Source organism: Kangiella shandongensis (assembly GCF_020005365.1).
Taxonomy (GTDB): domain Bacteria; phylum Pseudomonadota; class Gammaproteobacteria; order Enterobacterales; family Kangiellaceae; genus Kangiella; species Kangiella shandongensis.
The window spans coordinates 244,540-267,635 of record NZ_JACNML010000003.1 but is presented as its reverse complement, the minus strand read 5'-3'; the positions used below and the strand labels follow the sequence as shown (position 1 = coordinate 267,635).

At 42.7% G+C, this 23,096-nt stretch carries 23 protein-coding genes; 16 read left to right on the top strand and 7 right to left on the bottom strand.

Annotation, left to right across the window (positions count from 1 at the left end; all coding sequences use genetic code 11):
- Positions 1-732: a bifunctional 2-polyprenyl-6-hydroxyphenol methylase/3-demethylubiquinol 3-O-methyltransferase UbiG gene (gene ubiG, locus H7708_RS04675; protein ID WP_223669310.1), complete on the bottom strand. Its 732-nt coding sequence runs from the start codon at positions 730-732 to the stop codon at positions 1-3.
- Complete coding sequence (locus tag H7708_RS04670) at positions 729-2,096, bottom strand: TRZ/ATZ family hydrolase (protein ID WP_223669309.1); 1,368 nt, start codon at positions 2,094-2,096, stop codon at positions 729-731. Before H7708_RS04670 ends, ubiG begins: the two co-directional genes overlap by 4 nt.
- Before the next feature lie 229 nt (positions 2,097-2,325).
- Here H7708_RS04670 and gyrA point away from each other — a divergent pair, with 229 nt between their 5' ends.
- Both gyrA and serC read left to right on the top strand, forming a co-directional pair.
- Positions 2,326-4,923, top strand: a complete 2,598-nt coding sequence (gene gyrA, locus H7708_RS04665) for a DNA gyrase subunit A (RefSeq protein ID WP_223669308.1) — start codon at positions 2,326-2,328, stop codon at positions 4,921-4,923.
- A 65-nt stretch (positions 4,924-4,988) separates the two neighbouring features.
- A complete protein-coding gene (serC, locus tag H7708_RS04660) occupies positions 4,989-6,077 on the top strand; it encodes a 3-phosphoserine/phosphohydroxythreonine transaminase (RefSeq protein WP_223669307.1) in 1,089 nt (362 codons plus the stop codon).
- Here serC and H7708_RS04655 read toward each other — a convergent pair.
- Entirely contained in the window at positions 6,043-6,813 is a 771-nt protein-coding gene (locus H7708_RS04655; protein ID WP_223669306.1) for a GGDEF domain-containing protein, read from the bottom strand. The genes serC and H7708_RS04655 overlap by 35 nt on opposite strands.
- Before the next feature lie 130 nt (positions 6,814-6,943).
- A complete protein-coding gene (locus H7708_RS04650; protein ID WP_223669305.1) occupies positions 6,944-9,142 on the bottom strand; it encodes a S9 family peptidase in 2,199 nt (732 codons plus the stop codon).
- Positions 9,143-9,339: 197 nt separating this feature from the next.
- On the opposite strand from H7708_RS04650, the gene hisC reads away from it, so the two are divergent.
- From hisC to H7708_RS04610, 8 genes are all read left to right on the top strand, one after another.
- Entirely contained in the window at positions 9,340-10,440 is a 1,101-nt protein-coding gene (gene hisC / locus H7708_RS04645) for a histidinol-phosphate transaminase (protein WP_223669304.1), read from the top strand.
- A gap of 9 nt (positions 10,441-10,449) precedes the next feature.
- The gene (gene cmk / locus H7708_RS04640) at positions 10,450-11,136 is read left to right on the top strand and encodes a (d)CMP kinase (RefSeq protein WP_223669303.1); all 687 of its coding nucleotides are present in this window, start codon (positions 10,450-10,452) and stop codon (positions 11,134-11,136) included.
- A gap of 130 nt (positions 11,137-11,266) precedes the next feature.
- Positions 11,267-12,943, top strand: a complete 1,677-nt coding sequence (gene rpsA / locus H7708_RS04635; RefSeq protein ID WP_223669302.1) for a 30S ribosomal protein S1 — start codon at positions 11,267-11,269, stop codon at positions 12,941-12,943.
- Between the two features lie 162 nt (positions 12,944-13,105).
- On the top strand, positions 13,106-13,408 hold the full coding sequence (locus H7708_RS04630; RefSeq protein ID WP_068991992.1) for an integration host factor subunit beta: 303 nt from the start codon (positions 13,106-13,108) through the stop codon (positions 13,406-13,408).
- Between the two features lie 61 nt (positions 13,409-13,469).
- Positions 13,470-13,769, top strand: coding sequence for a LapA family protein (locus tag H7708_RS04625; protein ID WP_223669301.1), 300 nt, complete (start codon positions 13,470-13,472; stop codon positions 13,767-13,769).
- Positions 13,770-14,939, top strand: a complete 1,170-nt coding sequence (gene lapB, locus H7708_RS04620) for a lipopolysaccharide assembly protein LapB (protein WP_223669300.1) — start codon at positions 13,770-13,772, stop codon at positions 14,937-14,939. It begins immediately after the preceding gene.
- Between the two features lie 20 nt (positions 14,940-14,959).
- Positions 14,960-15,661 (top strand): orotidine-5'-phosphate decarboxylase, encoded by a 702-nt coding sequence (gene pyrF, locus H7708_RS04615; protein WP_223669299.1) that lies wholly within the window; start codon positions 14,960-14,962, stop codon positions 15,659-15,661.
- 84 nt (positions 15,662-15,745) lie between these two features.
- Positions 15,746-16,042, top strand: coding sequence for a ComEA family DNA-binding protein (locus H7708_RS04610; protein WP_223669298.1), 297 nt, complete (start codon positions 15,746-15,748; stop codon positions 16,040-16,042).
- Here the strand turns inward: H7708_RS04610 and rrtA are convergent.
- On the bottom strand, positions 16,035-16,646 hold the full coding sequence (gene rrtA / locus H7708_RS04605; RefSeq protein ID WP_223669297.1) for a rhombosortase: 612 nt from the start codon (positions 16,644-16,646) through the stop codon (positions 16,035-16,037). The genes H7708_RS04610 and rrtA overlap by 8 nt on opposite strands.
- 223 nt (positions 16,647-16,869) lie before the next feature.
- Here rrtA and H7708_RS04600 point away from each other — a divergent pair, with 223 nt between their 5' ends.
- From H7708_RS04600 to H7708_RS04575, 6 genes are all read left to right on the top strand, one after another.
- Complete coding sequence (locus H7708_RS04600; protein WP_223669296.1) at positions 16,870-17,034, top strand: hypothetical protein; 165 nt, start codon at positions 16,870-16,872, stop codon at positions 17,032-17,034.
- Positions 17,035-17,523: 489 nt separating this feature from the next.
- Positions 17,524-17,913, top strand: a complete 390-nt coding sequence (locus H7708_RS04595; protein ID WP_223669295.1) for a hypothetical protein — start codon at positions 17,524-17,526, stop codon at positions 17,911-17,913.
- Between the two features lie 416 nt (positions 17,914-18,329).
- Positions 18,330-19,085 carry a hypothetical protein gene (locus H7708_RS04590; RefSeq protein ID WP_223669294.1) on the top strand — a complete coding sequence of 252 codons (756 nt, stop codon included), beginning with the start codon at positions 18,330-18,332 and terminating at the stop codon, positions 19,083-19,085.
- A gap of 584 nt (positions 19,086-19,669) precedes the next feature.
- Positions 19,670-20,059, top strand: coding sequence for a hypothetical protein (locus H7708_RS04585; protein WP_223669293.1), 390 nt, complete (start codon positions 19,670-19,672; stop codon positions 20,057-20,059).
- Positions 20,060-20,476: 417 nt separating this feature from the next.
- Positions 20,477-20,641, top strand: coding sequence for a hypothetical protein (locus H7708_RS04580; RefSeq protein WP_223669292.1), 165 nt, complete (start codon positions 20,477-20,479; stop codon positions 20,639-20,641).
- A 489-nt stretch (positions 20,642-21,130) separates the two neighbouring features.
- A complete protein-coding gene (locus tag H7708_RS04575; protein ID WP_223669291.1) occupies positions 21,131-21,520 on the top strand; it encodes a hypothetical protein in 390 nt (129 codons plus the stop codon).
- 149 nt (positions 21,521-21,669) lie between these two features.
- Here the strand turns inward: H7708_RS04575 and H7708_RS04570 are convergent, their stop codons facing one another.
- Both H7708_RS04570 and H7708_RS04565 read right to left on the bottom strand, forming a co-directional pair.
- Positions 21,670-22,059 (bottom strand): helix-turn-helix domain-containing protein, encoded by a 390-nt coding sequence (locus tag H7708_RS04570; RefSeq protein ID WP_223669290.1) that lies wholly within the window; start codon positions 22,057-22,059, stop codon positions 21,670-21,672.
- A 242-nt stretch (positions 22,060-22,301) separates the two neighbouring features.
- Positions 22,302-23,078: a hypothetical protein gene (locus H7708_RS04565; RefSeq protein ID WP_223669289.1), complete on the bottom strand. Its 777-nt coding sequence runs from the start codon at positions 23,076-23,078 to the stop codon at positions 22,302-22,304.
- Positions 23,079-23,096: the final 18 nt, after the last annotated feature.

Sequence of the window (23,096 nt, the reverse complement as noted above, 5' to 3'; positions counted from 1 at the left end):
TCAGTCGTTGGGTTGAGTATGAGCAATATAATTCACATCGACGTTATCGCTCATCCAGTACTTTTTCGTTAGAGGATTGAAGTGCATGCCTTCAATACTTTTAAAGCTAAGTCCTTGCTCACGGCTCCATGCTTCTAATTCTGACGGGCGAATAAACTTTTTAAAGTCATGTGTCCCTTTGGGCAGCATCTGTAGTAAATATTCGGCACCGACGATGGCAAACAGAAAACTTTTGGGATTACGATTGATGGTTGAGAAAAAAACATCACCACTCGGTTTAACCAGTTTTTTACAAGCCTTGATGATGGAGCTGGGTTCAGGCACATGCTCCAGCATTTCCAGGCAAGTTACCACGTCAAATTCTCCAGCATGTTTCTCGGCAAACTCTTCTGCCGTAGACTGCAAATATTCGACATCAACACCAGATTCCAACTTATGCAGCTTCGCGACCTGTAGTGGCATTTCGCCCATATCAATACCGGTGACGGTGGCGCCTTCTTTGGCTAGTGATTCGGTAAGAATACCTCCACCACATCCAACATCGAGAATCTTTTTGCCTTGCAGATCCCCAACTTGATCCATAATGAACTTAAGTCGAAGCGGGTTGATGTCATGCAATGGTTTAAAGTCACCTTCTTTATCCCACCAGCGAGATGCCATCTGTTCAAACTTATTGATCTCATGGGGATCGACATTGGCTCGTGAAGAACTTTGGTTTTCGGTCTGTGTCATGCGTTTGCCTTCGAATGTTGAATCTTATCACGCCAGTTTTTAGCCATACTGATGAGTTGCGAGTTATCCAGCCGACATAAGTGGCCATTTTCTACCTGGAGCCTGCCATTGACCCATACGTGGCTTACCTGCTCACGTCCTGCAGTATATACGATCTGTGATACCGGATCATAGAGTGGCTGTGCCTGAATGGTATTCAAGTCGATTGCAGTCAAGTCGGCGGCTTTACCTACCTCAATAGAACCGCATAGCTTTTCCATACCCAACGCTTTTGCTCCACCCATGGTGGCAGAGTAGAGAATATCAGCCGCAGAGCATGCCTGAGCAGAGCCGGTATAGACCTTGCTAAGCAGGGAAGCAGTTTTCATTTCTGAGAACATATTTAAATCATTATTGCTAGCGTTACCATCGGTTCCCAGAGCGACATTAATTTCGGCTGTCAGCAGGTCTTGAACCGGACTGATCCCGCTGGCCAACTTCATGTTGGACTGTGGGCAGTGCACTACAGATACGCCGTGGCTGGCAATGGTCTCAATTTCATTGCGATGCAGCTGCGTTACATGAACGGCGATCAGGTTGGGGTTAACTAACTCCAGCTCCTGAAGCCTTTTCAGGGGACGCTTGCCATGCTGGGATAAACTTTCCTTGATCTCGTGCGCGGTTTCATGCACATGCATATGAACGGGGAGCGACAGTTCGTTACTTAGCGTTGCAATTTTACTGAGTGGCTCATCGGAAACGGTATAGGGAGCGTGAGGGGCAAAAGCGAAAGTAAGAAGTTCGCTATGCTTGTAATCATCGCGTAAGCTCAGTCCCTTCTTCAGGTAGTCTTCCCAGCCAGAACCCCAGGCAGAGGGAAAGTCAAACATCAACATGCCGATGGTGGCTCTCACCCCAAGTTTTTGCGCTACTTTTGCGGTCATATTGGGCTGGAAGTACATGTCATTGAAACAGGTGGTGCCGCTGAGTAACATTTCAGCGATAGCCAGAGTGACACCATCTTCGCAGAAAGCATCATCGACCCACTTGCGCTCCGCCGGCCAAATATGGTTTTCCAACCACATCATCAAGGGAAGATCGTCTGAGAGCCCTTTAAATAAACTCATGGCTGCGTGTGTGTGGCAATTAACGAAGCCTGGCAGTAAAGCCTGATTTGGCAACTCAGTATGACTGTCAGTTGTATAATGCTTGAACAGTCGTGGGGTTGGCTCAATGGCGACGATTTTATTGTGGTTAATAGCAATGGACAGGCCTGTTAACGCTTTCACGTTGCGTTTACCTTTACTGCTGACGGGAATCATCCATTCAGGACTGATGATTTGATCCACATGCTTTAAGGTTGCTGCTTCTTCGCTATGACTCAACGCGGACTCGCTTGTTATTTCAATGACTTAAGAGGCGCTATTATACCTGACAAAAGTAGGATGCATAAGGAGTGGTGAAATAAACATCATAATGTCTAAAAAACATACTGTTATCGTGATAAATATTAGCGAAAAAATGAGGCTTGTGTTAGAATTATTTGCTTAAATCGAAGCATAGTGTCTTTGAGATTTCTAATTATAACTATCAGAATTTTAAGGGTTTTTCAGAATGGGTGAACTTGCCAAAGAGATCCTGCCGGTTAACATTGAAGATGAACTAAAAACATCGTATTTAGATTATGCGATGAGCGTCATCGTTGGCCGAGCACTGCCAGATGTTAGGGATGGATTAAAACCTGTACACCGTCGTGTGCTGTACGCGATGAATGAGCTGGGCAATGACTTTAACAAGCCGTATAAAAAGTCGGCCCGTGTAGTGGGTGATGTTATCGGTAAATATCATCCGCATGGTGATTCTGCGGTATACGATACCATCGTTCGTATGGCCCAACCTTTCTCTTTACGTTACATGCTGGTTGATGGTCAGGGTAACTTTGGTTCTATCGATGGCGATTCGCCGGCGGCGATGCGATATACCGAGGTACGCATGGCCAAAATGGCGCATCAATTGCTGGCCGATTTAGACAAAGAAACCGTCGATTTTGAAGAGAACTATGATGGGTCCGAGTCTGAGCCAACGGTATTACCGACCAGAATTCCCAACTTGCTTGTTAATGGTTCGTCGGGTATTGCCGTCGGTATGGCAACCAATATCCCACCGCATAACTTGAATGAAGTCATTGATGGGTGTCTAGCGCTTATTGAGAATCCGGATCTTACGATCACGGATTTGATGGAGTATGTGCAAGGACCAGATTTCCCAACCGCCGCCATCGTTAACGGCCGTGCGGGTATTATAGATGCCTACCAAACGGGGCGTGGTAAGATTTATTTGCGTGCACGCAGCCATATCGAGACTGATGAGAAGAATGGTAAGGACTCCATCGTTGTCACCGAATTACCGTACCAGGTTAATAAAGCTCGTCTGATTGAAAAGATCGCTGAGCTGGTTAAAGACAAGAAAATTGAAGGTATTACAGGCCTGCGTGACGAGTCGGATAAAGACGGTATGCGTATGGTGATCGAGCTGCGTAAAGGTGAAGTACCTGAAGTGGTATTGAATAATCTTTATGCGCAATCACAAATGCAGAACGTGTTTGGGATTAACATGGTGGCGCTGGATAATGGTCAGCCACGACTGTTCAACTTGAAAGACGCTCTGGATGCTTTCATTACGCACCGTCGAGAAGTGGTTACTCGTCGTACGATTTTTGAATTACGCAAAGCGCGTGAAAAAGCGCATGTGTTGGAAGGTTTAGCGATTGCTTTGGCCAATATCGACGAAGTGATTGAGTTGATTAAGAAGTCGCCGACGCCAAAAGAAGCTAAAGAAGAGTTGATACATCGTCAGTGGGCACCTGGTCAGGTGGCTGACATGTTGGCTCGCGCTGGTACTGAAGCCTGCCGTCCAGAGCATTTAGCGGCAGAGTTTGGCTTCCATGACGGTTATTACAAGCTTTCTGAAGAACAGGCTAAAGCGATTTTAGAGCTTCGCCTGCATAAGCTCACAGGTCTCGAGCACGATAAAATTATCAGTGAATATAAAGACTTGTTGGGGCTAATCGAAGAGCTGCTACATATTCTTATGAGCAAAGAACGCTTATTGGAAGTGATTTGTGAAGAACTGGAAGAAGTTAAGGAAAGCTTTGGCGACGAGCGTCGCTCTGAAATACTGGATAGCAAGCTCGATTTAACGATTGCTGATCTGATCACAGAAGAAGATGTTGTAGTGACTTTATCTCACGAGGGTTATGTGAAGTACCAGTCGCTGTCTGATTATAAAGCACAGCGTCGTGGTGGGCGTGGTAAATCTGCGACCAAGATGAAAGATGAAGATTTTATCGACAGTTTACTGGTCGCTTCGACCCACGATACGATTCTATGTTTCTCGTCTCGCGGTAAAGTTTATTGGCTCAAAGTCTTTGAGTTACCAAATGCTGGTCGCGGCTCTCGCGGTAAACCGATCGTTAACGTGTTACCGCTTGAGAAAGATGAGAAAATCAGTGCAATCTTACCTATCCGTGAGTTCTCAGAAGACCGTTATGTCTTTATGGCAACGACTAACGGTACCGTGAAGAAAACGTCATTGGAGCAATTCTCTCGCCCTAGAACTAGCGGCATTATAGCCCTGACCATTGCCGACGATGATGAATTGATCGGTGTTGCAGAAACATCGGGCGATGATGAAATTATGCTGTTCAGTGATGCCGGTAAGGTCATACGCTTTGAAGAAGACGCGGTGCGTGCCATGGGTCGAACCGCTCGCGGTGTGCGCGGCATGAAACTGCCGGATGGCGCCAAAGTCATTCAAATGTTGGTCGCTGAAGAAGATTGTTCCATTTTGACGGCTACGGAAAATGGTTACGGTAAACGTACTTCCGTGGACGATCACCCACTACGAGGTCGTGGTGGTCAGGGGGTTATCTCGATCCAGATGAGCGAACGGAATGGCCAGGTAGTCTCGGCAGTGCCCGTGATTGACGGAGATGAAGTGATGCTGATCAGCAAAGGGGGAACTTTAATCCGAACGGGCGTTGATGATATCCGGATCATGGGTCGTAATACTCAAGGTGTTCGTCTGATTCGTTTGGATGATGATGAAACCCTGGTTGGTTTGCAGCGAATCGTTGAGCTCGACGTCGATGACGACGATGAGCTTGAAGACAGTGCGGATATTGAGCTGGATGACGATTCGATAGAAGAATAGGTTCTTAGATTTATTGAATCAGATCAGTTAATGTAGCATGAAAGTCTAAAAAGTAGGGGAGTGAGATGACTCGTGCATTTAACTTTAGTGCCGGGCCTGCTGCAATACCGACAGAAGTATTAGAGCGTGCGCAAGAAGAGCTTTTAAACTGGAACGGATACGGTTGCTCAGTGATGGAACTGGGCCACCGTACGCCAGATTTTAAAGAGATCCTCCATAATACAGAGACCAACCTTAGAAAACTGTTGAAGATCCCTGATAACTATCAGGTGTTATTTATGCACGGCAGTGCCTCACATCAGTTTTCGATGGTACCGATGAACTTTCTGGCACCGGGGGATAGCGCCAATTATCTGGAAATGGATCATTGGTCGAGAATGTGTATTGATGAAGCCAAACGCTTCGGTAATATTCACGTTGAGCAAGGTATCCGTAAAAATTCTGATGGACTGCTGGAGCTGGTGCCCGAGGTGGAATGGAATCTGGATGAAGACGCAAAATACCTCCATTTTACTTCCAATGAGACCATTGTCGGAGTGCAGTTTGAGCAAGATCCTGAGTGCTTTAAAGGTAAGTTAGTCAGTGATATGTGCTCGGATATATTGTCGCGTCCAATCGATATTGAAAAATATGCACTGATATATGCTGGAGCTCAGAAAAATATTGGTCCATCGGGGATGACGGTTGTTATTGTACGAGAGGACTTATTCGATAGCTTCCAGACCGAGAGAGTTCCTCGCCTTTTCCAATACCCCCATGTTGCTGCCAAAGGTTCTATGCCAAATACGCCGCCCAGCTTTGGAATTTATTTTGCTGGTCTGGTATTTGAATGGTTGCTTCGGCAAGGAGGTGTGGAAGAGATGCATAAACGTAATCTGGAAAAGGCAAATATGCTCTATGATTACGTTGATCAATCTTCTTTTTACCACTCGCCAGTCGCCAGAGGTTCGCGTTCTTTTATGAATGTGGCGATACAGCTGGACGACAGGTCATTAGAAGAGCGTTTTCTTAAAGGTGCTCAGGATAATCATCTCATTGCCCTTAAAGGACATCGTTCATTCGGTGGTTTGCGTGCCAGTATTTATAATGCCATGAGTATCGATGGTGTGAAGGCGTTACTTAGTTACATGGAGCACTTTGAGAAAACTCTGTAGTTGGTTGTGCGACCTGAAAACAGTTTCTACCGGCTGACTTGGCCTGATAAAGGGCTTGGTCAGCATTGTGAAGTAAGTTATTTATTTTGAAATCATTCTCAGGATAGGAAATGGTTATACCGATACTTGCTGTATATTGGATATTCTTATTTTCAAAACTTACCATTCGGTTTTGAATCGCATCAAGTAGCTTCTCAGCAAAAAGACAGCCTTGCTCCAGACTGGTTTTAGGTAGTATAAAGCCGAATTCTTCACCGCCTATTCGACCACAAATCTCACTTTGTCTGATGTTAGACATGACAAGCTTCCCAAAGTCTTTCAAAATAAGATCCCCTGCTTTATGCCCGTACTGGTCATTGATCATTTTAAAATGATCTAGATCCAACACCAGAATAGCAAACTCCTCTTTGTGGCGCTTAGCCCGTTTATATTCTTGCTCGGCGCGATGCAGGAAAGCCCTACGGTTTAATAACCCTGTCAGCTGATCAAACATGGCCCACTGTTTCATGGTTTGTTCCAATTCAATAACCTGCAAAAACAAACCTACTAAATACCAGGATATTACCGGAGCTATGATGATAGGGATCAGCGCAGAGCGAATTAAAGAGGTATAGCTAAAGTTAACTTCCTGAAACGATTGAAAGAGAAAATTGAGCCCTACCGCCATAATGAGTGCAGTGAGGGTTATTATCAATATAAGTTTTATTCTACCAACTTTATAGAGAATTGTTTTCATTGTGTGGCTGCTTTCCATATACGTAGAAGCAACCTTAGTTGAAAAAATAAAGAAGGAATATATTTTTGAGACTTATTTCACAAAACTTTGCAGTTCTAGAAAAACTAGAACTGCAACTAGTCCTATTGATTTAGTTCGGTGACTTTAAAATATCTAAAAAGAAACTGTACTCCATTGCCGTTTGTTTCAGTCTTCTAAAGCGCCCGGATGTACCGCCATGACCTGCTTCCATATTCGTATGTAAAAGCAGCTGGTTGTCACCGGTTTTATATTCGCGTAACTTCGCAACCCATTTCATGGGTTCAAAGTACTGAACCTGTGAGTCGTGCAGGCCAGTAGTCACCAGCATATGAGGGTACTCTTGGGCCTTGACGTTATCGTAAGGTGAGTAGGACAGCATATAATCATATGAGTCTTTATTTTTTGGGTTGCCCCATTCGTCAAACTCATTGGTGGTTAAAGGAATACTCTCATCCAGCATGGTGGTAACCACGTCTACGAAAGGCACATGGGCGGCGACACCCCGGTATTTTTCCGGCGCCCTATTAACCACCGCGCCCATCAGCAGGCCGCCTGCGCTACCTCCAGCGATGAAAACTTTATCTTGAGCTGCATATTTTTGTTTAATAAGACCGTCGGTAACATCAATAAAATCTGTGAATGTATTGATTTTATTGAACATTTTTCCATCTTCATACCATTGGCGGCCCAACATTTGGCTGCCCCGGATATGTGCAATGGCAACCACAAACCCTCTATCCAATAAAGATAACCAGTTAGAGCGAAATCTGGGATCAAAGGTGGCGCCGTAGGAGCCATAACCATACTGATAGAGAGGGTTCGTACCATCTTGTTTAAACTTGTCGTTCTTGTAGACGAGTGATACGGGAACTCTGGCTCCATCGCGAGCCTCTATAAACAGCCGCTCACTGCTGTAATTCGTACTATCGAAGTTATCCAGTATTTTGTCTTGCTTTAATAGCGTACTTTCACCGGTTTCCATATTAAACTGATAGATAGAGTCCGGTGTGGTTAAGCTAGAATACTCGTATCGTAAGTATTGGCTTGAAAAGTCTTTATTCGTTGAGAACTGCGCTGAATAGGCGGGGTCATTGAACTCGACCGACTTGAAGCTTCCGTCTTTGATGTTCATGATACGGATTGTCATCAAGCCATTCTGACGTTCGGTGATAGCAATATAGTCTTTAAATGGGGTCACTCCTGTGATTTGAGTATCTTCACGGTGGGGGATGACTTCTTCCCAGGCATCTATCTTGTCGTGCTTGTCCTTACGGACTTTCATCAAGCGGAAATTTTTAGCCTTATAATTGGTTAAAATATAAAAATAATCCCCTGTCTTATAAATCGAGTACTCATGCCCATCTTCCAGTGGGTAAAACTTCTTGAACTGGCCTGTAGGGTTATCCGCCTCTAAAAAGCTTTGTCCTTTTGTTTCCGTACTGTAATGGCCAATTTCTATCAAGGAGCCGTCGGTTGTTTTCATGATGTTGGTGTAATAACTACTGTCGGTTTCTTCATAAACCAACACATCCTTGTCTTGAGGGGTTCCTAATTTATGGCGATATACCTGGTACCCAAGCAGCGTTTGCGGATCTTTTTTAATGTAAAAAACAGTTTCGTTATCGTTTGCCCAAACAACACTTCCCGTTGTGTTTACTAAGGTGTCCTGAAGCGCTTTGTTGGAGCTTAGGTCTTTAAAACGTATGGTGTATATGCGGCGGCCAACTGAATCATCTGTATAAGCCAGTAACTTGTGATCAGGACTAACCTCTGCGGCAGCAACGTTAAAGTAATCATGCCCCTTGGCCAACTGATTAACATCAAGCAGCACTTCTTCTTCTGCTTCTAAGTTGCCTTTTTTGCGGGCATAGACAGGGTACTCTTGCTCCGAAGTGAAACGCACGTAGTAATAATAGTCACCCAGACGATAAGGTACGGTAGACTTGTCTTTTTCAAGACGATTTACCATCTCATCATAAAGCTTTTGTTGTAATGCTTTAGTTCCGCCCAACATTGCTTCTTTATACTCGTTCTCTGCCTCTAAATGAGCAATCACCTCCGGATCCGTACGGGTGTCATCCCGCATCCAATAATAGTTATCAATTCGAGTGTTACCATGCGTGGTGATCTCGTAGGGAACTTTTTTAGCCACTGGCGGGGCTAGCGTTAGCTTAGCCTTCTGATTAGTCGTGGCTTGACTCTTATCAGTCGTGGAAGCTGGGGTGGTTTCTGAACCTTTTTTATCAGTCATCACATATATACCGACAACTAATGCGATTAAGCATAGGAAAGCAATGATATATTTCATTAGAAAGGGCATCCTTGGAGGTTAATAATTCGACACTATACTAGCAGTATGTTTGGCAATTTGCAGTAGTATGTTGGTTTGGGACTGTTTTAACAGGCAAAGGATGAAAATCATTTGAAATTAAAGGATAATGGCGGCCGTTTTAAGAATTCACATAACGCCAATGGTCTGGCGTTACAAATACTGAGGGGTCAGTTATGAGTTGTGATTTTATTAAATTAGCCAACTCGGGTGTGCAAGAGTTGCATCCATACCAGCCAGGTAAGCCAATCTCTGAATTAGAAAGAGAACTGGGCATAACCAATATCGTTAAGTTAGCCAGTAATGAAAATCCGATAGGGATCAGTGCCAAGGCGCAAGCGGCGATGGAGAAGGAGTTTTCTGAATTAGCGCGCTATCCTGATGCGAACGGTTACTATCTTAAGGCTAAAATTGCTGAACGTGTCGGTGTTGATATTAATCAGATTACGCTGGGTAATGGCTCGAATGATGTTTTGGAACTGATTGCTCGTGTTTTTGTTGCACCTGAGCATGAAGTGATTTTCTCACAACATGCTTTTGTTGTTTATCCGATTGTGACGCAAGCCATTGGTGCTAAGAAAGTGGTGATTCCAGCGAAAGACTGGGGCCATGATCTCGAAGCGACAGCAGAAGCGATTACGCCGAATACTCGTATGATCTTCATCGCTAATCCGAACAACCCTACGGGTACCTGGGTTAAGTCTGGCGAATTAAAAGCTTTTATGGACAAGGTACCAGAAGACGTATTGGTTATTTTGGATGAAGCTTATTACGAATATGTGGAAGATAAAGACTATCCGCAAACCATTCCTTGGATTAAAGATTATCCTAACTTAATCGTGACGCGTACTTTCTCGAAAGCTTATGGTCTAGCGGGTATTCGTGCCGGGTATGCGGTGGCGAATGAAGAAGTTACGGGTTTAATTAACCGTCCGCGTCAGCCGTTCAACATGAACTCATTGGCATTGGCAGCAGCTGAAGCCGTGCTTGATGATCATGAATATCTACAGAAAGCCCTGGACGTCAATAAAGCGGGTATGCAGCAGCTTGAAGCTGTCTTCAAAGAGCTTAACTACGATTATATACCCTCCGTGACAAACTTTATTACGGTTGATATGGGTAAGCCGGCCGGCCCAATATACCAGCACATGCTGGAGCAGGGTGTTATTGTTCGTCCAGTTGCGAATTATGAAATGCCAAATCACCTACGCGTCAGCATTGGCCTGGAAGAGGAGAATGCCAAGTTTATTAAAGTCTTACGCGAGATGGAAAAGTAGGAGTCCGGTTTGAGTGACACATCAACGATCCCTGTAATAACCGTCGATGGTCCCAGTGGGTCCGGCAAAGGGACTATTAGTCAAATTCTGGCAACAAAACTGGGCTATCATCTGCTGGATAGCGGTGCTTTGTATCGCTTAACGGCTTTGTCCGTGATTAAAAATAACTTGGATATTGATGATGTAGATGCGATTTCCAAGGCAGCGTTGGAGCTGGATGTGGTCTTTGAACCACAAGCTGAAGGCGAGCAGAAAGTGTTGCTGAATGGCGAAGACGTTGGTGTTCAGTTACGTTTGGACGAAACCAGTGCTATGGCCTCAAAGGTGGCGGCGATCCCGCAGGTGCGAGAAGCTTTGCTGATCAGACAAAAGCAGTTTAGACAAGCTCCGGGCCTGGTAGCCGACGGTAGAGACATGGGGACCGTGGTTTTCCCCGATGCCGAACATAAGGTGTTTTTGACTGCAAGCCCCGAAATACGGGCAGAAAGACGCCATAAACAGTTGATCGAAAAGGGCGTAAATGCTAATATTCGGCACCTTCTAAAAAGCATCATCGATAGAGATGAGCGTGATCGCACTCGCACTGTGGCCCCATTGGTGCCAGCAGAGGGTGCTTTTGTTGTAGATAGCTCAGACTTATCAATCGATGAGGTTGTTCAGCAAATCCTTGATTTTATAGGGGTTTCTGAGGCTTGATTGGAAAGTTGGTTCGCATGGATGATGAACCAATAAAACTCATTGACCCATGGCAACTGGATAGTCGCATGGTGATTTTAACTCAAGTTCTTGCTAAGACATTTTAGCAGAGCGTATTAGGTACAAACGAATGAGCGAGAATTTCGCAGAACTATTTGAACAGAGCCTACAGAACGTAGAAATGCGTCCGGGCGCTATCATCACTGGTACAGTGGTTGATATTGATAATGAAGTTGTTGTTGTTAACGCAGGCCTTAAATCTGAAGGCGTTATCCCGCGTACACAGTTTACTGATGACAAGGGTGACTTAGAAGTTAACGTTGGCGACGAAGTTGAAGTAGCTTTAGACGCAGTTGAAGACGGTTTCGGTGAAACACGTCTATCACGTGAGCGTGCTAAACGTATTGCTGCTTGGGGCGTGCTTGAAGCTGCGCACGAAGCAGACGAAACAGTTACTGGTGTTATCACTGGCAAAGTTAAAGGTGGTTTCACGGTTGAAGTTAAGTCAATCCGCGCTTTCCTTCCTGGTTCTTTGGTTGACGTTCGTCCTGTACGTGATACATCACACCTTGAAGGTGTTGATCTTGAGTTCAAAGTTATCAAGCTTGACCAGAAACGTAACAACGTAGTGGTTTCTCGTCGTGCTGTTATCGAGTCTGAAAACAGTGCAGAGCGTGAAGAGCTTCTTGCTAACCTTGAGGAAGGTGTGGAGCTTAAAGGTATCGTTAAGAACCTTACTGATTACGGTGCATTCGTTGACTTGGGCGGTGTTGATGGTCTTCTACATATCACAGATATGGCTTGGAAGCGTATTAAGCACCCAAGCGAAGTGGTACAAGTTGGCGACGAAATCGACGTTAAAGTATTGAAGTTCGATCGTGAGCGTAACCGTGTATCTCTAGGTATTAAGCAACTTGGTTCTGACCCATGGGTTGATATCAACGATCGTTACCCAGAAGGCGCACGTCTACAAGGTCGCGTAACTAACCTGACTGATTATGGTTGTTTCGTTGAGATTGAAGACGGTGTTGAAGGTCTTGTACACGTTTCTGAAATGGATTGGACTAACAAAAACATCCACCCATCTAAAGTTGTTAACTTGGGTGACGAAGTTGAAGTTATGGTTCTTGATATTGACGAAGAGCGTCGTCGTATCTCTCTAGGTATTAAGCAATGTGTGCCTAATCCTTGGAACGAGTTCGCTGCAACTCATAACAAGAACGACAAAGTTACTGGTAAAATTAAGTCAATCACTGACTTCGGTATCTTCATCGGTCTTGAAGGCGGCATCGACGGTTTGGTTCACCTTTCTGACATCTCTTGGACTGTTTCTGGTGAAGAAGCGGTACGTGATTATAAGAAAGGCGACGAAGTTGAAGCTGTTGTGTTGTCAGTAGACGCTGAGCGTGAGCGTATCTCTCTAGGTATTAAGCAAGTTGATTCAGATCCATTTGCTGAGTACTTAAGCGAACATCCGAAAGGTACTGTGGTTAAGGGTACTATCACAGACGTTGACGCGAAAGGTGCAACGGTTGAACTAGCTGAGAACATAGAAGGCTACGTTCGTGCTTCAGATATCGCGCCTGAGCGTATTGAAGATGCGAGCAAGCACTTGAGCGTTGGTGACGCAATCGAAGCTAAATTCGTTGGCGTAGACAAGAAAAACCGTAATTTAACCTTGTCTATCAAAGCGAAAGACGCTGCAGAAGAAGCTGAAGCAATCAAAGAGTTCAGCAACGAGAAAGGTTCTTCTTCTCCTGCAACGCTAGGTGATTTATTGAAAGAACAGCTTGGTGATGATGAGTAAGTTTACCGCTGATTTTTCGTAAAATCATGAAAGCCCAGCTAACGCTGGGCTTTTTTTTGCCTAGAAATTTGTAAAAAATGCCATATAATTAAGCTAGTTAGATGATTTTTGCTTTGAAATGCCCCATACTATGGGTATTCAATTAAATGGAGGTCTAGACCAATGACGAAATCACAACTGATCGAGTGTCTAGTGGATAAGAATCCTCAGCTGTCGGTTCGCGATGTCGAACTGGTCGTTAAGTCGTTGCTTGACCAGATGTCAGAAACACTATCTGACGGTGGGCGAATTGAGATCCGTGGCTTTGGCAGCTTTTCGCTGCACTATCGTGCGCCGCGTGTCGGAAGAAACCCTAAAACTGGTGAGTCGGTTTCGCTTCAAGGAAAGCATGTTCCGCACTTTAAACCAGGTAAGGAGTTGAGGGAACGCGTTGACGCTGGTAAGGATCAGCCGATAAAACCATAATTATCCACCAAGGGCTTTGCTATTACACAGCAGGTTCTTTAACGCTTGGAGCTAAGCTACTTTGCGTAAACTATTTGCCATTATCCTTTTCGTAGCTGTACTGCTTGTTAGCACCGTATTCGCTTTAAATAACGACCAAGAAACTGCCATTAACTATCTGTTTGGTACTACGGAAATTCCTGTTTCTTTGGTGGTATTCTGGGCCGGGCTTTGCGGCCTGATCCTGGGTATCTTAGGCATGTCTTTTGCTGTCTATAAATATCGACACCGTCAGTCGAGATTAAAGAAACAATTGGAAAAAGCTCAAAAAGAGCTACAACATCTTCGCCAACAACCTATCGCTGGCAAGGACCCCTTTTAAATGGAACAGTGGTTTTTGTACGGGGTGTTAGCTTTACTGCCCCTGGCTGCATTATCGGGTTTCTTAATGGGGCGCAGGCAGCGTAAAAGTGAGAAAGACGGTAGTTTATCCAGTAATTATATTAAGGGTCTAAACTACTTACTCAATGAGCAGCCAGACAAAGCTGTCGATACTTTCATCGATCTCCTTAAAGTTGATACCGATACTGTGGAAACCCATTTGGCACTCGGTAACCTTTTCCGCAAAAGAGGGGAGGTTGATCGAGCTATTCGCCTGCATCAGAACCTGATAGCTCGTCCCCAACTGTCAGGGAAAGACAGAAATACAGCACTCTACCAGTTAGGTTTAGATTATAATGCAGTAGGGATGTATGACCGCTCTGAAAAGCTATTTACTGAGTTACTGGACGATCCGGCTCATAAGAGTGATTGTCTAGTCCAATTATTACATATTCATCAGTTAACCAGAGACTGGGATGATGCGGCCAAGGTGGCCGAAGAGCTTCAGTCGAGTATGGGAGTCGAGCAAACTAAGCCGATAGCGCATTTTTATTGTGAACTCGCCGATCAGAAGCGTCGGGAAGGAGACAGTAAGGCGGCTTTAGCTAATCTGAAGAAAGCGTTGAGTATCAACTCAGACTCGGTGCGCGCCAGCCTGCTCCAAGGACAAATTTATTTACAGCAAAAAAATTTCAAGCAAGCCATAAAGTCTTTTCAGAGAATTCTACAACAGGATATCGCCTTTATACCGGAAGCCTTACCCAAGATAGCTAAAGCATACAAAGAAACGAAAGACTTTAGCGGCTATAAGCAGTTTCTTAATAAAAGTTTAGAGCAGGGAGCTGGGGTTTCTGTTTTAATAGAGCTTTCCAAAATCGTACAAAAAGAAAAAGGCGATAAAGCGGCCGCATTACTCATTGGTGAGTTTTTACAGGAGCGTCCCTCACTGAAAGGATTACAGCGGCTAATAGCTCTGCATATTGAGCATGCACAAGACTCCGCCAGGCCCAGCTTACAGTTATTGGATGATATTGTAGAAAAACTGATCTCACGTAAGCCACGTTATGAGTGCCAAAACTGTGGCTTCCATACCAAGGCTATATATTGGCAGTGCCCAAGCTGCAAGGAATGGAGTTCTGTTAAACCAATTAAAGGAATAGAAGGCGAGTAATACTTTACAGCAGGTGAATCATGTCCGATCCTAAAATTCTAGTTGCTCTCGATTACCATGACAAAGAGCAAGCATTAGCATTAGTAGAACAGCTTAATCCTTCCATGTGCGGGTTAAAAGTCGGTAAAGAAATGTTTACGCTCTTTGGCCCTGAGTTTGTTAAAGAACTGGTAGAACGCCGATACAATGTCTTTTTGGACTTAAAGTTCCATGATATTCCAAATACAGTGGCAAAAGCTTGTCAGGCCGCTGCAGAGCTTGGTGTGTGGATGATTAATGTCCATGCGTCAGGAGGCAGGGTGATGATGGAAAAAGCGCGTGAAGCCCTTGATGAGTGCCAGCACCGTCCCTTATTGATTGCTGTGACTATGTTGACCAGCATGAATGATGAAGTGTATGGCGAGTTAGGTTTTAAACGAGATCTGGCTGAGCAAGTGAATTATTTAGCGCATATGGCGCGTGATTCAGGGCTGGATGGTGTTGTTTGCTCATCGTGGGAAGCAGAAAAGCTAAAACAAGAGTGTGGACAGGACTTTACACTGGTAACGCCAGGTATCCGGCCTCAGGGAAGCGATAAAGGGGATCAAAGTCGTGTGATGACTCCTGAGCAGGCAGTTCAGGCCGGCTCTGACTATCTGGTCATTGGGCGTCCTATTACTCAAGCCGACGATCCTTACAAAGCTTTGTGCGAGATATCTGATTCTCTTGTAAGTCACTTGTAGAAATAAAATGGAACGATTAATCTTCTTCTTGCAGGTCTGAAGGACCTGCAACTAAGGAAAATAACCATATAGAAGGAGATTATTATGAAGTTTTTAGCATCCCTTGCTCTATCACTCATGCTGATATTTGCTGCTCACTCTGTTGAAGCTGCCAAGTCAGAGACCTCGTCAAGTCAGCAACAGGTGATGAAAGTCAATATTAATAAGGCTGGTACTAGTCAGCTTGCAGCTGTACTAAAGGGAGTGGGTTTGAAAAAAGCCCAGGCGATTATTGATTATCGTAAAAAATTCGGGCCTTTTAAATCAGTTAACGAGCTTACCGCAGTTAAAGGGATCGGAACTAAAACCTTAGAGAAGAACCGTTCTAAAATTACTATTTAGTACGTTTTGTTCTGGCCAGGAAATCTTCAGGACAGTTAAGTCGATTTTTTGGCCAGACCAGCCCTATGATTAAGCCTTCTACAAAACCGATAATATGGGCCTCCTCAATAACACTACCCCCTAACCATTCGTTATAGCTATTATTCTCACCTATTATCTGTGGCAGGAAAATTTTGATGCCGACAATAATCAAAAGTAACCCGCTGAGCTTTACGCCAAGCCTTACTTCCGCTACCGCAGCTGCCGCTATTAATCCATATAAGGCTCCTGACATACCAACATAGTGCTGTAAGTCCGGTACCCATAAATAAAGGCCGATAATATTGCCGACGAAGAGGAGGGTAAACCAGGCTAACCAGTCAACTTGCCTTAACAGGTTTATAAACAAAAACATGGTAAACCAGAGACCAGCCAAATTTAAAAGAGTGTGATTGAAACTTAAGTGAACCAGGTTCGGTGTGAAAAAGCGCCAAAATTCCCCTGAGATAATGTGCTCCCGATCATAAGCCATCCATAAATCTGATTGAGGTAATGCAAAAGCCAAGGCAATGCAAATGTGACTTAAAATCAAAGGGATAGCGTATTTTTTTAATAGATTTAGCATAATGTTAATTTATTGGATGTAAAATTTACTTCACGGCTTTATTTATTTATATTGATTAATATTTGTATACAAAACCATAACGCAGGCTCTTTATCATAATAATACTCTTTTAAAAGCAACAAGTTATGGTACCACTTTGTTAGAAGCGTATTCTGTAATTCATTAGATATTTTTGTTTTATATCACATTTACTTGAAAAAACTACCTTTTGGAGGCGTTTATTATGTTTGAATCTATTGCAATGATCTGTTATCTATCTATGGCGGAACCACAGCAAAATCAACATCTTTCAATCGAAACAACGGATGTTATTTTAGAGGAATATACAGGCACATTTGGCGGAGAGCCAGAAGAAGAACCTGATGAGGATGAGAAGAAGAGAGAATAATATTGCATAACTTTGTTTTAGATTTAGGTTTAGAAAGTTTACTTAAAGACTGGTTTACTATTGGTTTAGTAAGCTGTTTAATTTTTCATTTGATGCTCACCAAACATAAACGTTTGGTGAGTTTTTGTGCATTTCTAGTCGTAATTCAGTTTATAAACTGGCAGTTAAGTCCTTGGCTTATGCAACACGGGCAAGGGAAATTTATATGGTATATCTCATGGATGATAACAGACATCTTAATACTGCTGTTTATCGCTTATCGGGCTGTAACGAGTAAAACGGTTACAAAAGAGGAGTTAGCGATAAGTATTTTTACAATAATGGCAATTACGTTTCATGTTTTGCGTTATGTAGAGCGACATTTTACAGAGTTCTCAATGATTAAAGATGTGCAGAGCTACGCTTACACTGCTATTAATCTCTGCATTTTATTTGTGCTGTTAACACCAATCATAAAAACATTAATTCATATAGCAGGAAAACACATCAATGGCATCACTATTTTTGGCTTACGGTTTAGTGTTAGCAGCGTTCGCAGCAGCGCTGTTTTGGCTGATCCTGAAGGTCTATCGAAACGAAAGCAGCGAATCCTATAGCGAAGATTTTGCAGAGGGCCTGTTTGCGGGCGAAGGTAACGTTGTCGACTTATCTGCATTCCGCAGAGCGGATGTTAGTGCCCTTCGTTTAATACAGGAGTACTCCATTGTAGAAGCAAGCAACCTGACAGAAAGGGACAAGTTACAGGAAATCCTGGCCTGGAACCAGAAACTTGAGACTTTTGAGAGAAATAATAGAAGTATTATTCAGTCTCGAGGCTTCCTAAAGCCAGTACAGAGCAAAGAGCCTGGTACAAAGCAGTTGCCTGTAACGGAAATTTAATACCATTTTTAACCAGAAAAAGCGCCTGTGAGCGCTTTTTTTATGATTAGCAGCCTTTCTCTAACCGCACACTCATTGCCACTGACTTTGATTACTATTGCTAATCATAGCTAGTAGATCTTTAAGTTGCTTAGATAAGTCATATTTGCATTAATATCAATGCGTTATTCTCATATTTGCATCAATGTAAAGATTAAAAGAAATTATTAAATGTAAAATTTACTTCAAAGTTTTATTTATTTATATTGATTAATATTTATACACAAAACCATAGCGCTGGTTCTTTAAAATAATAATACTCGTTTAAAAGCAATAAGTTATGGTACCACTTAGGCGGAAGCGTATTCCGTGATGCATTAGTTATTTTTGTTTTATATGACATTTACTTGAAAAACTACCCTTTGGAGGCGTTTATTATGTTTGAATCTATCGCAATGATCTGCTATTTATCTATGGTAGAACCGCTAGAAGATCAACAATCTTTGTTGGATTCTAAAGAAGTTGCTCTTGAGACCTACACCGGTAACGGTGGTGGTGAGCCAGACGACGAGCCTGACGAGACTGAGAAGCAAAAGTTTCGATTCGCAGCTCTTGAATCATTCACCGGCAACGGTGGTGGTGAGCCAGACGACGAGCCTGACGAGACTGAGAAGCAAAAGTTTCGATTCGCAGCTCTTGAGTCATTCACCGGCAACGGTGGTGGTGAGCCAGACGACGAGACTGATGAGACTGAGAAGCAAAAGTTTCGATTCGCAGCTCTTGAGTCATTCACCGGCAACGGTGGTGGTGAGCCAGACGACGAGCCTGACGAGACTGAGAAGCAAAAGCTTCGATTCGCAGCTCTTGAGTCATTCACCGGCAACGGTGGTGGTGAGCCAGACGACGAGCCTGACGAGACTGAGAAGCAAAAGCTTCGATTCGCAGCTCTTGAGTCATTCACCGGCAACGGTGGTGGTGAGCCAGACGACGAGCCTGACGAGACTGAGAAGCAAAAGCTTCGATTCGCAGCTCTTGAGTCATTCACCGGCAACGGTGGTGGTGAGCCAGACGACGAGCCTGACGAGACTGAGAAGCAAAAGCTTCGATTCGCAGCTCTTGAGTCATTCACCGGCAACGGTGGTGGTGAGCCAGACGACGAGCCTGACGAGACTGAGAAGCAAAAGCTAAGTTAGTTTTAGTTTTTAAGTGTTAGGTACTGAGCAGCTATCTTTATATAGTGGAATGAAATGGTATGGTTTTATTAGTTGAGAATAAAAGGAATGATAGTTGCTCTATAATTTTGTAGTAGAACTTAACTTATGGCAGCTACTTAAAGATATTTTTACTCTTTCTTTAGTAGGTTGCCTGTTTATGCATCTCTTGCTTACCAAACAAAAGCGGTTGGTAAGCTTCTGTGCATTTTTGGTCATAGTACAGTTTATTAACTGGTGTATAAGTCCAAGTTTAAGAAGTCATGAAATTGCTGCGTACATCTGGTATGTCACGTGGGTGGTTACTGACTTATTAATTTTGTTCTATGTTGCATTTAGGGCTGTGACGACAGGCAAAGTATTAAAAGAAGAATTTGCTGTTTGTGTATTAACGATTGTAGCTATTGCTTTTACTATAGGACGTTATATAGAAAGGCACTTTACAACATTTGAGTTTGTAAAAGACATTCAAGCATATGCACTACAAGCAGTGAATATATGTATCGTTTTAGTTTTATTAACACCAATCATAAAAACATTAATTCATATAGCAGGAAAACACATCAATGGCATCACTATTTTTGGCTTACGGTTTAGTGTTAGCAGCGTTCGCAGCAGCGCTGTTTTGGCTGATCCTGAAGGTCTATCGAAACGAAAGCAGCGAATCCTATAGCGAAGATTTTGCAGAGGGCCTGTTTGCGGGCGAAGGTAACGTTGTCGACTTATCTGCATTCCGCAGAGCGGATGTTAGTGCCCTTCGTTTAATACAGGAGTACTCCATTGTAGAAGCAAGCAACCTGACAGAAAGGGACAAGTTACAGGAAATCCTGGCCTGGAACCAGAAACTTGAGAATTTTGAGAGAAATAATAGAAGTATTATTCAGTCTCGAGGCTTCCTAAAGCCAGTACAGAGCAAAGAGCCTGGTACAAAACAGTTGCCTGTAACGGAAATTTAATACCATCTTTAACCAGAAAAAGCGCCTGTGGGCGCTTTTTTTATGATTAGCAGCCTTTCTCTAACCGCACACTCATTGCCACTGACTTTAATTACTATTGCTAATCATAGCTAGTAGATCTTTAAGTTGCTTAGATAAGTCATATTTGCATTAATATCAATGCGTTATTTCCATATTTGCATTGCATTAAGGATTAAAAAAAATTATCAAATGTAAAATTTACTTCACGTTTTTATTTTTCTATATTGATTAATATTTATACACAAGACCATAACACGATCTTTTTAACAATAATAAATGTGCTCTAAAAACAATGAGTTATGGCAGTGACTAAACGGCAGCGTTTTCCGTAATTCTTTTATTACTACATTTTACTTAATTTTTTATATGAAATTATTACTGTTGGAGGTAATTATTATGTTTGAATCTATCGCTATGATCTGTTATTTATCTATGGTAGAGCCACAAGAAATTAATCAATCTTGGGCTGAACCTAATCCTAAACTTGTATTGGAAGTTTATACGGGTGGAAATGGTGGAGAGCCTGAGGATGATGATCCAGATACCACTAAAAGAGACTGATATTGCAGAATTTTGTTATTGACCTTAACCTAGAAGGGTGGATTACCGACTGGTTTACTTTGGGACTCGTTGGGTGCTTTATCCTTCATTTACTTCTCACTAAGCGTAAACGCTTAGTGAGTTTTTGTGCTTTTTTAGTTATTGTTCAATTCATGAACTGGCAGCTTAGTCCCTGGTTGATGGAGCATGAGCACGGGAAGTATTTATGGTACGTAACATGGATGGTTACTGACATTCTTATTTTACTTTATGTAGCATTTAAAGCTGTAACGACAAAGAGTGTTAGCAGAGAAGAGATTGCAGTAGTCATAGTCACAATGATTGCTATAGCTTTTAACATAGGCAGGTTCATAGAGAGGCATTATACTGAGCTAGACTATATTAAAGGTCTACAGGCGTATGCTCTGCCAGCAGTTAATATTTGTATCTTACTCTCATTACTAACTCCAATACTGAAGCAACTTGTGTATATAGCAGGGAAATATATTAATGGCATTACTATTTTTGGCTTACGGTTTAGTGTTAGCAGCGTTCGCAGCAGCGCTGTTTTGGCTGATCCTAAGAGCGTATCGAAGCAAAAACGTCGAATCCTATGAGGGCGACGCAGAGCTGAATCTCTTCGGTGAAGAAGGGAACGTAGTTGATCTGTCTGCATTTAGGCAAGCGGATATTGCTGCGTTGCGCCTAATACAGGAGTACTCTCAGATTGAAACGAGTAACCTGACCGAAAAGGATAAACTGCGTGAAATTTTGGCGTGGAATCAAAAGCTGGAAGACTTCGAGCGAAAGAACCGAAAAATTATTCAGTCCAGAGGCTTCCTAAGACCAGTACAGAGTAAAAACAGCTCAAGCAGGGTAACGCCTTTATCTAAAATTTAATTTGCTTAGATGTAAAAAAAGCGCCTATTTGGCGCTTTTTTTACATTTGGACATGGGGATGGTTTGAGCTAGCTGATAAAGGTAGAGTTTCCTTACATATCAACGTAGTCCTTTATTAACTAAAGAGTCTTAGTAAAGCTAATGAGTTGCTATTTTAAATTTACAATCCTCATTCCCAGTTCTTCTTTTGAGCTATTCGCCTGGTAGTTGGAGAGAATCATCTCTGCCTTTTCTTCTGGAGTTAGCTCGATCCCACGAGCATTAGCAAGCGACTCGACCAGCGTAATAATTCTTTTAAGAGTATCGACCTCTGATGAGTAGTCAATTTGATTTGTCGTTTCATTGATTGGAATAAGTGCTAACCGGAAACCCAGAGCTCTAGCCAGGCTGTCAATTTTGTGAACCCCAGGATCTGTGGTTTTTCGTTCCAAGATACGATAAATAGTCGATTGACTAATATTAGACTTACGCTGCATTGAATAATCGGTTTCACCAAAGTTATTCATCAGTTGCTTGAGTTGATCAATAATTTCGCTCATATTTTACCCTAACAATGCATATTTGACTTGATTTCAATGCAATCATGCATTAATATATATCCAAGATGTACTTTACTAAGTTTTTATAGTTTATTTGTATCACAGTCCAGCGAACAAATAAAGCAATACTGAAAAAATATATAAGTTCTTAAGATACAAGTAAAAACAATACAAATTGATACAGTTTTCCTTCAGCTATATGGTGGGATTTGGCCAAGAATCACTTCTTGGCCTTTTTTTTGCTAGTAATAAATAATATCTCTTTTTTCAATCACATAGCCATTTTTCTCATCTGAGAATACCTTTCTGGAAATCCAATTGTTATAGCTATCCATTTTTAAATATTCATAAGTTAAAACTGACTTACCCTTATTGGTTGATTCAATTTCTTTTTTAACAAAGCCTTTATCGTTGTACTCCAGTGAGAAAGTTGTACGATAATCTTCACCAAAACGATTTGTATACTCTAAAGGCCGGTCATTAGAATTATATTTGGCAGTGTAGCTAGATAGGTGTTCAAATCTTTTGTTCACCGAGTTAACTTCTACTAAGTTCCCTTTGGCATCATGCTTGTAAAAATGCATTTGCGAGTCATACTCACTAATCATAAGCGCAGCATATGGCAGCAGTGCGTCTTTTTTATACAGATATTTCAGTTTTTGAGTTGAGCCGGAGCCGTAGTTACTGGTTCGCTCATATAGTCTGCCTTTAACGTCATAAGTATAATTACTTTGAGATGCATCGGGGGGTGTATCAGGCTTTTCTAGATTAGTATACTGATGGAGGGTACGAGTTAACTTTCCGGTAGTATTAAAGTCGAGTTCTATTCTACCTTTTGCGAAATTATCTTTATTGCTGGGGACGTTGCTGTAGTCGAAGCTGTGCGAGACGCTCTTTACAGGGCCTTTAAGACCGTAGTAGGGAGTATCTATAGCCACTTGTTGATCGCTATTCTCACAGGCCGTAAGGATAAATAATATCAATAGAATGGAAATGATTTTAAGGACGTTATGATTCATATAAATTCCTTTTCATTG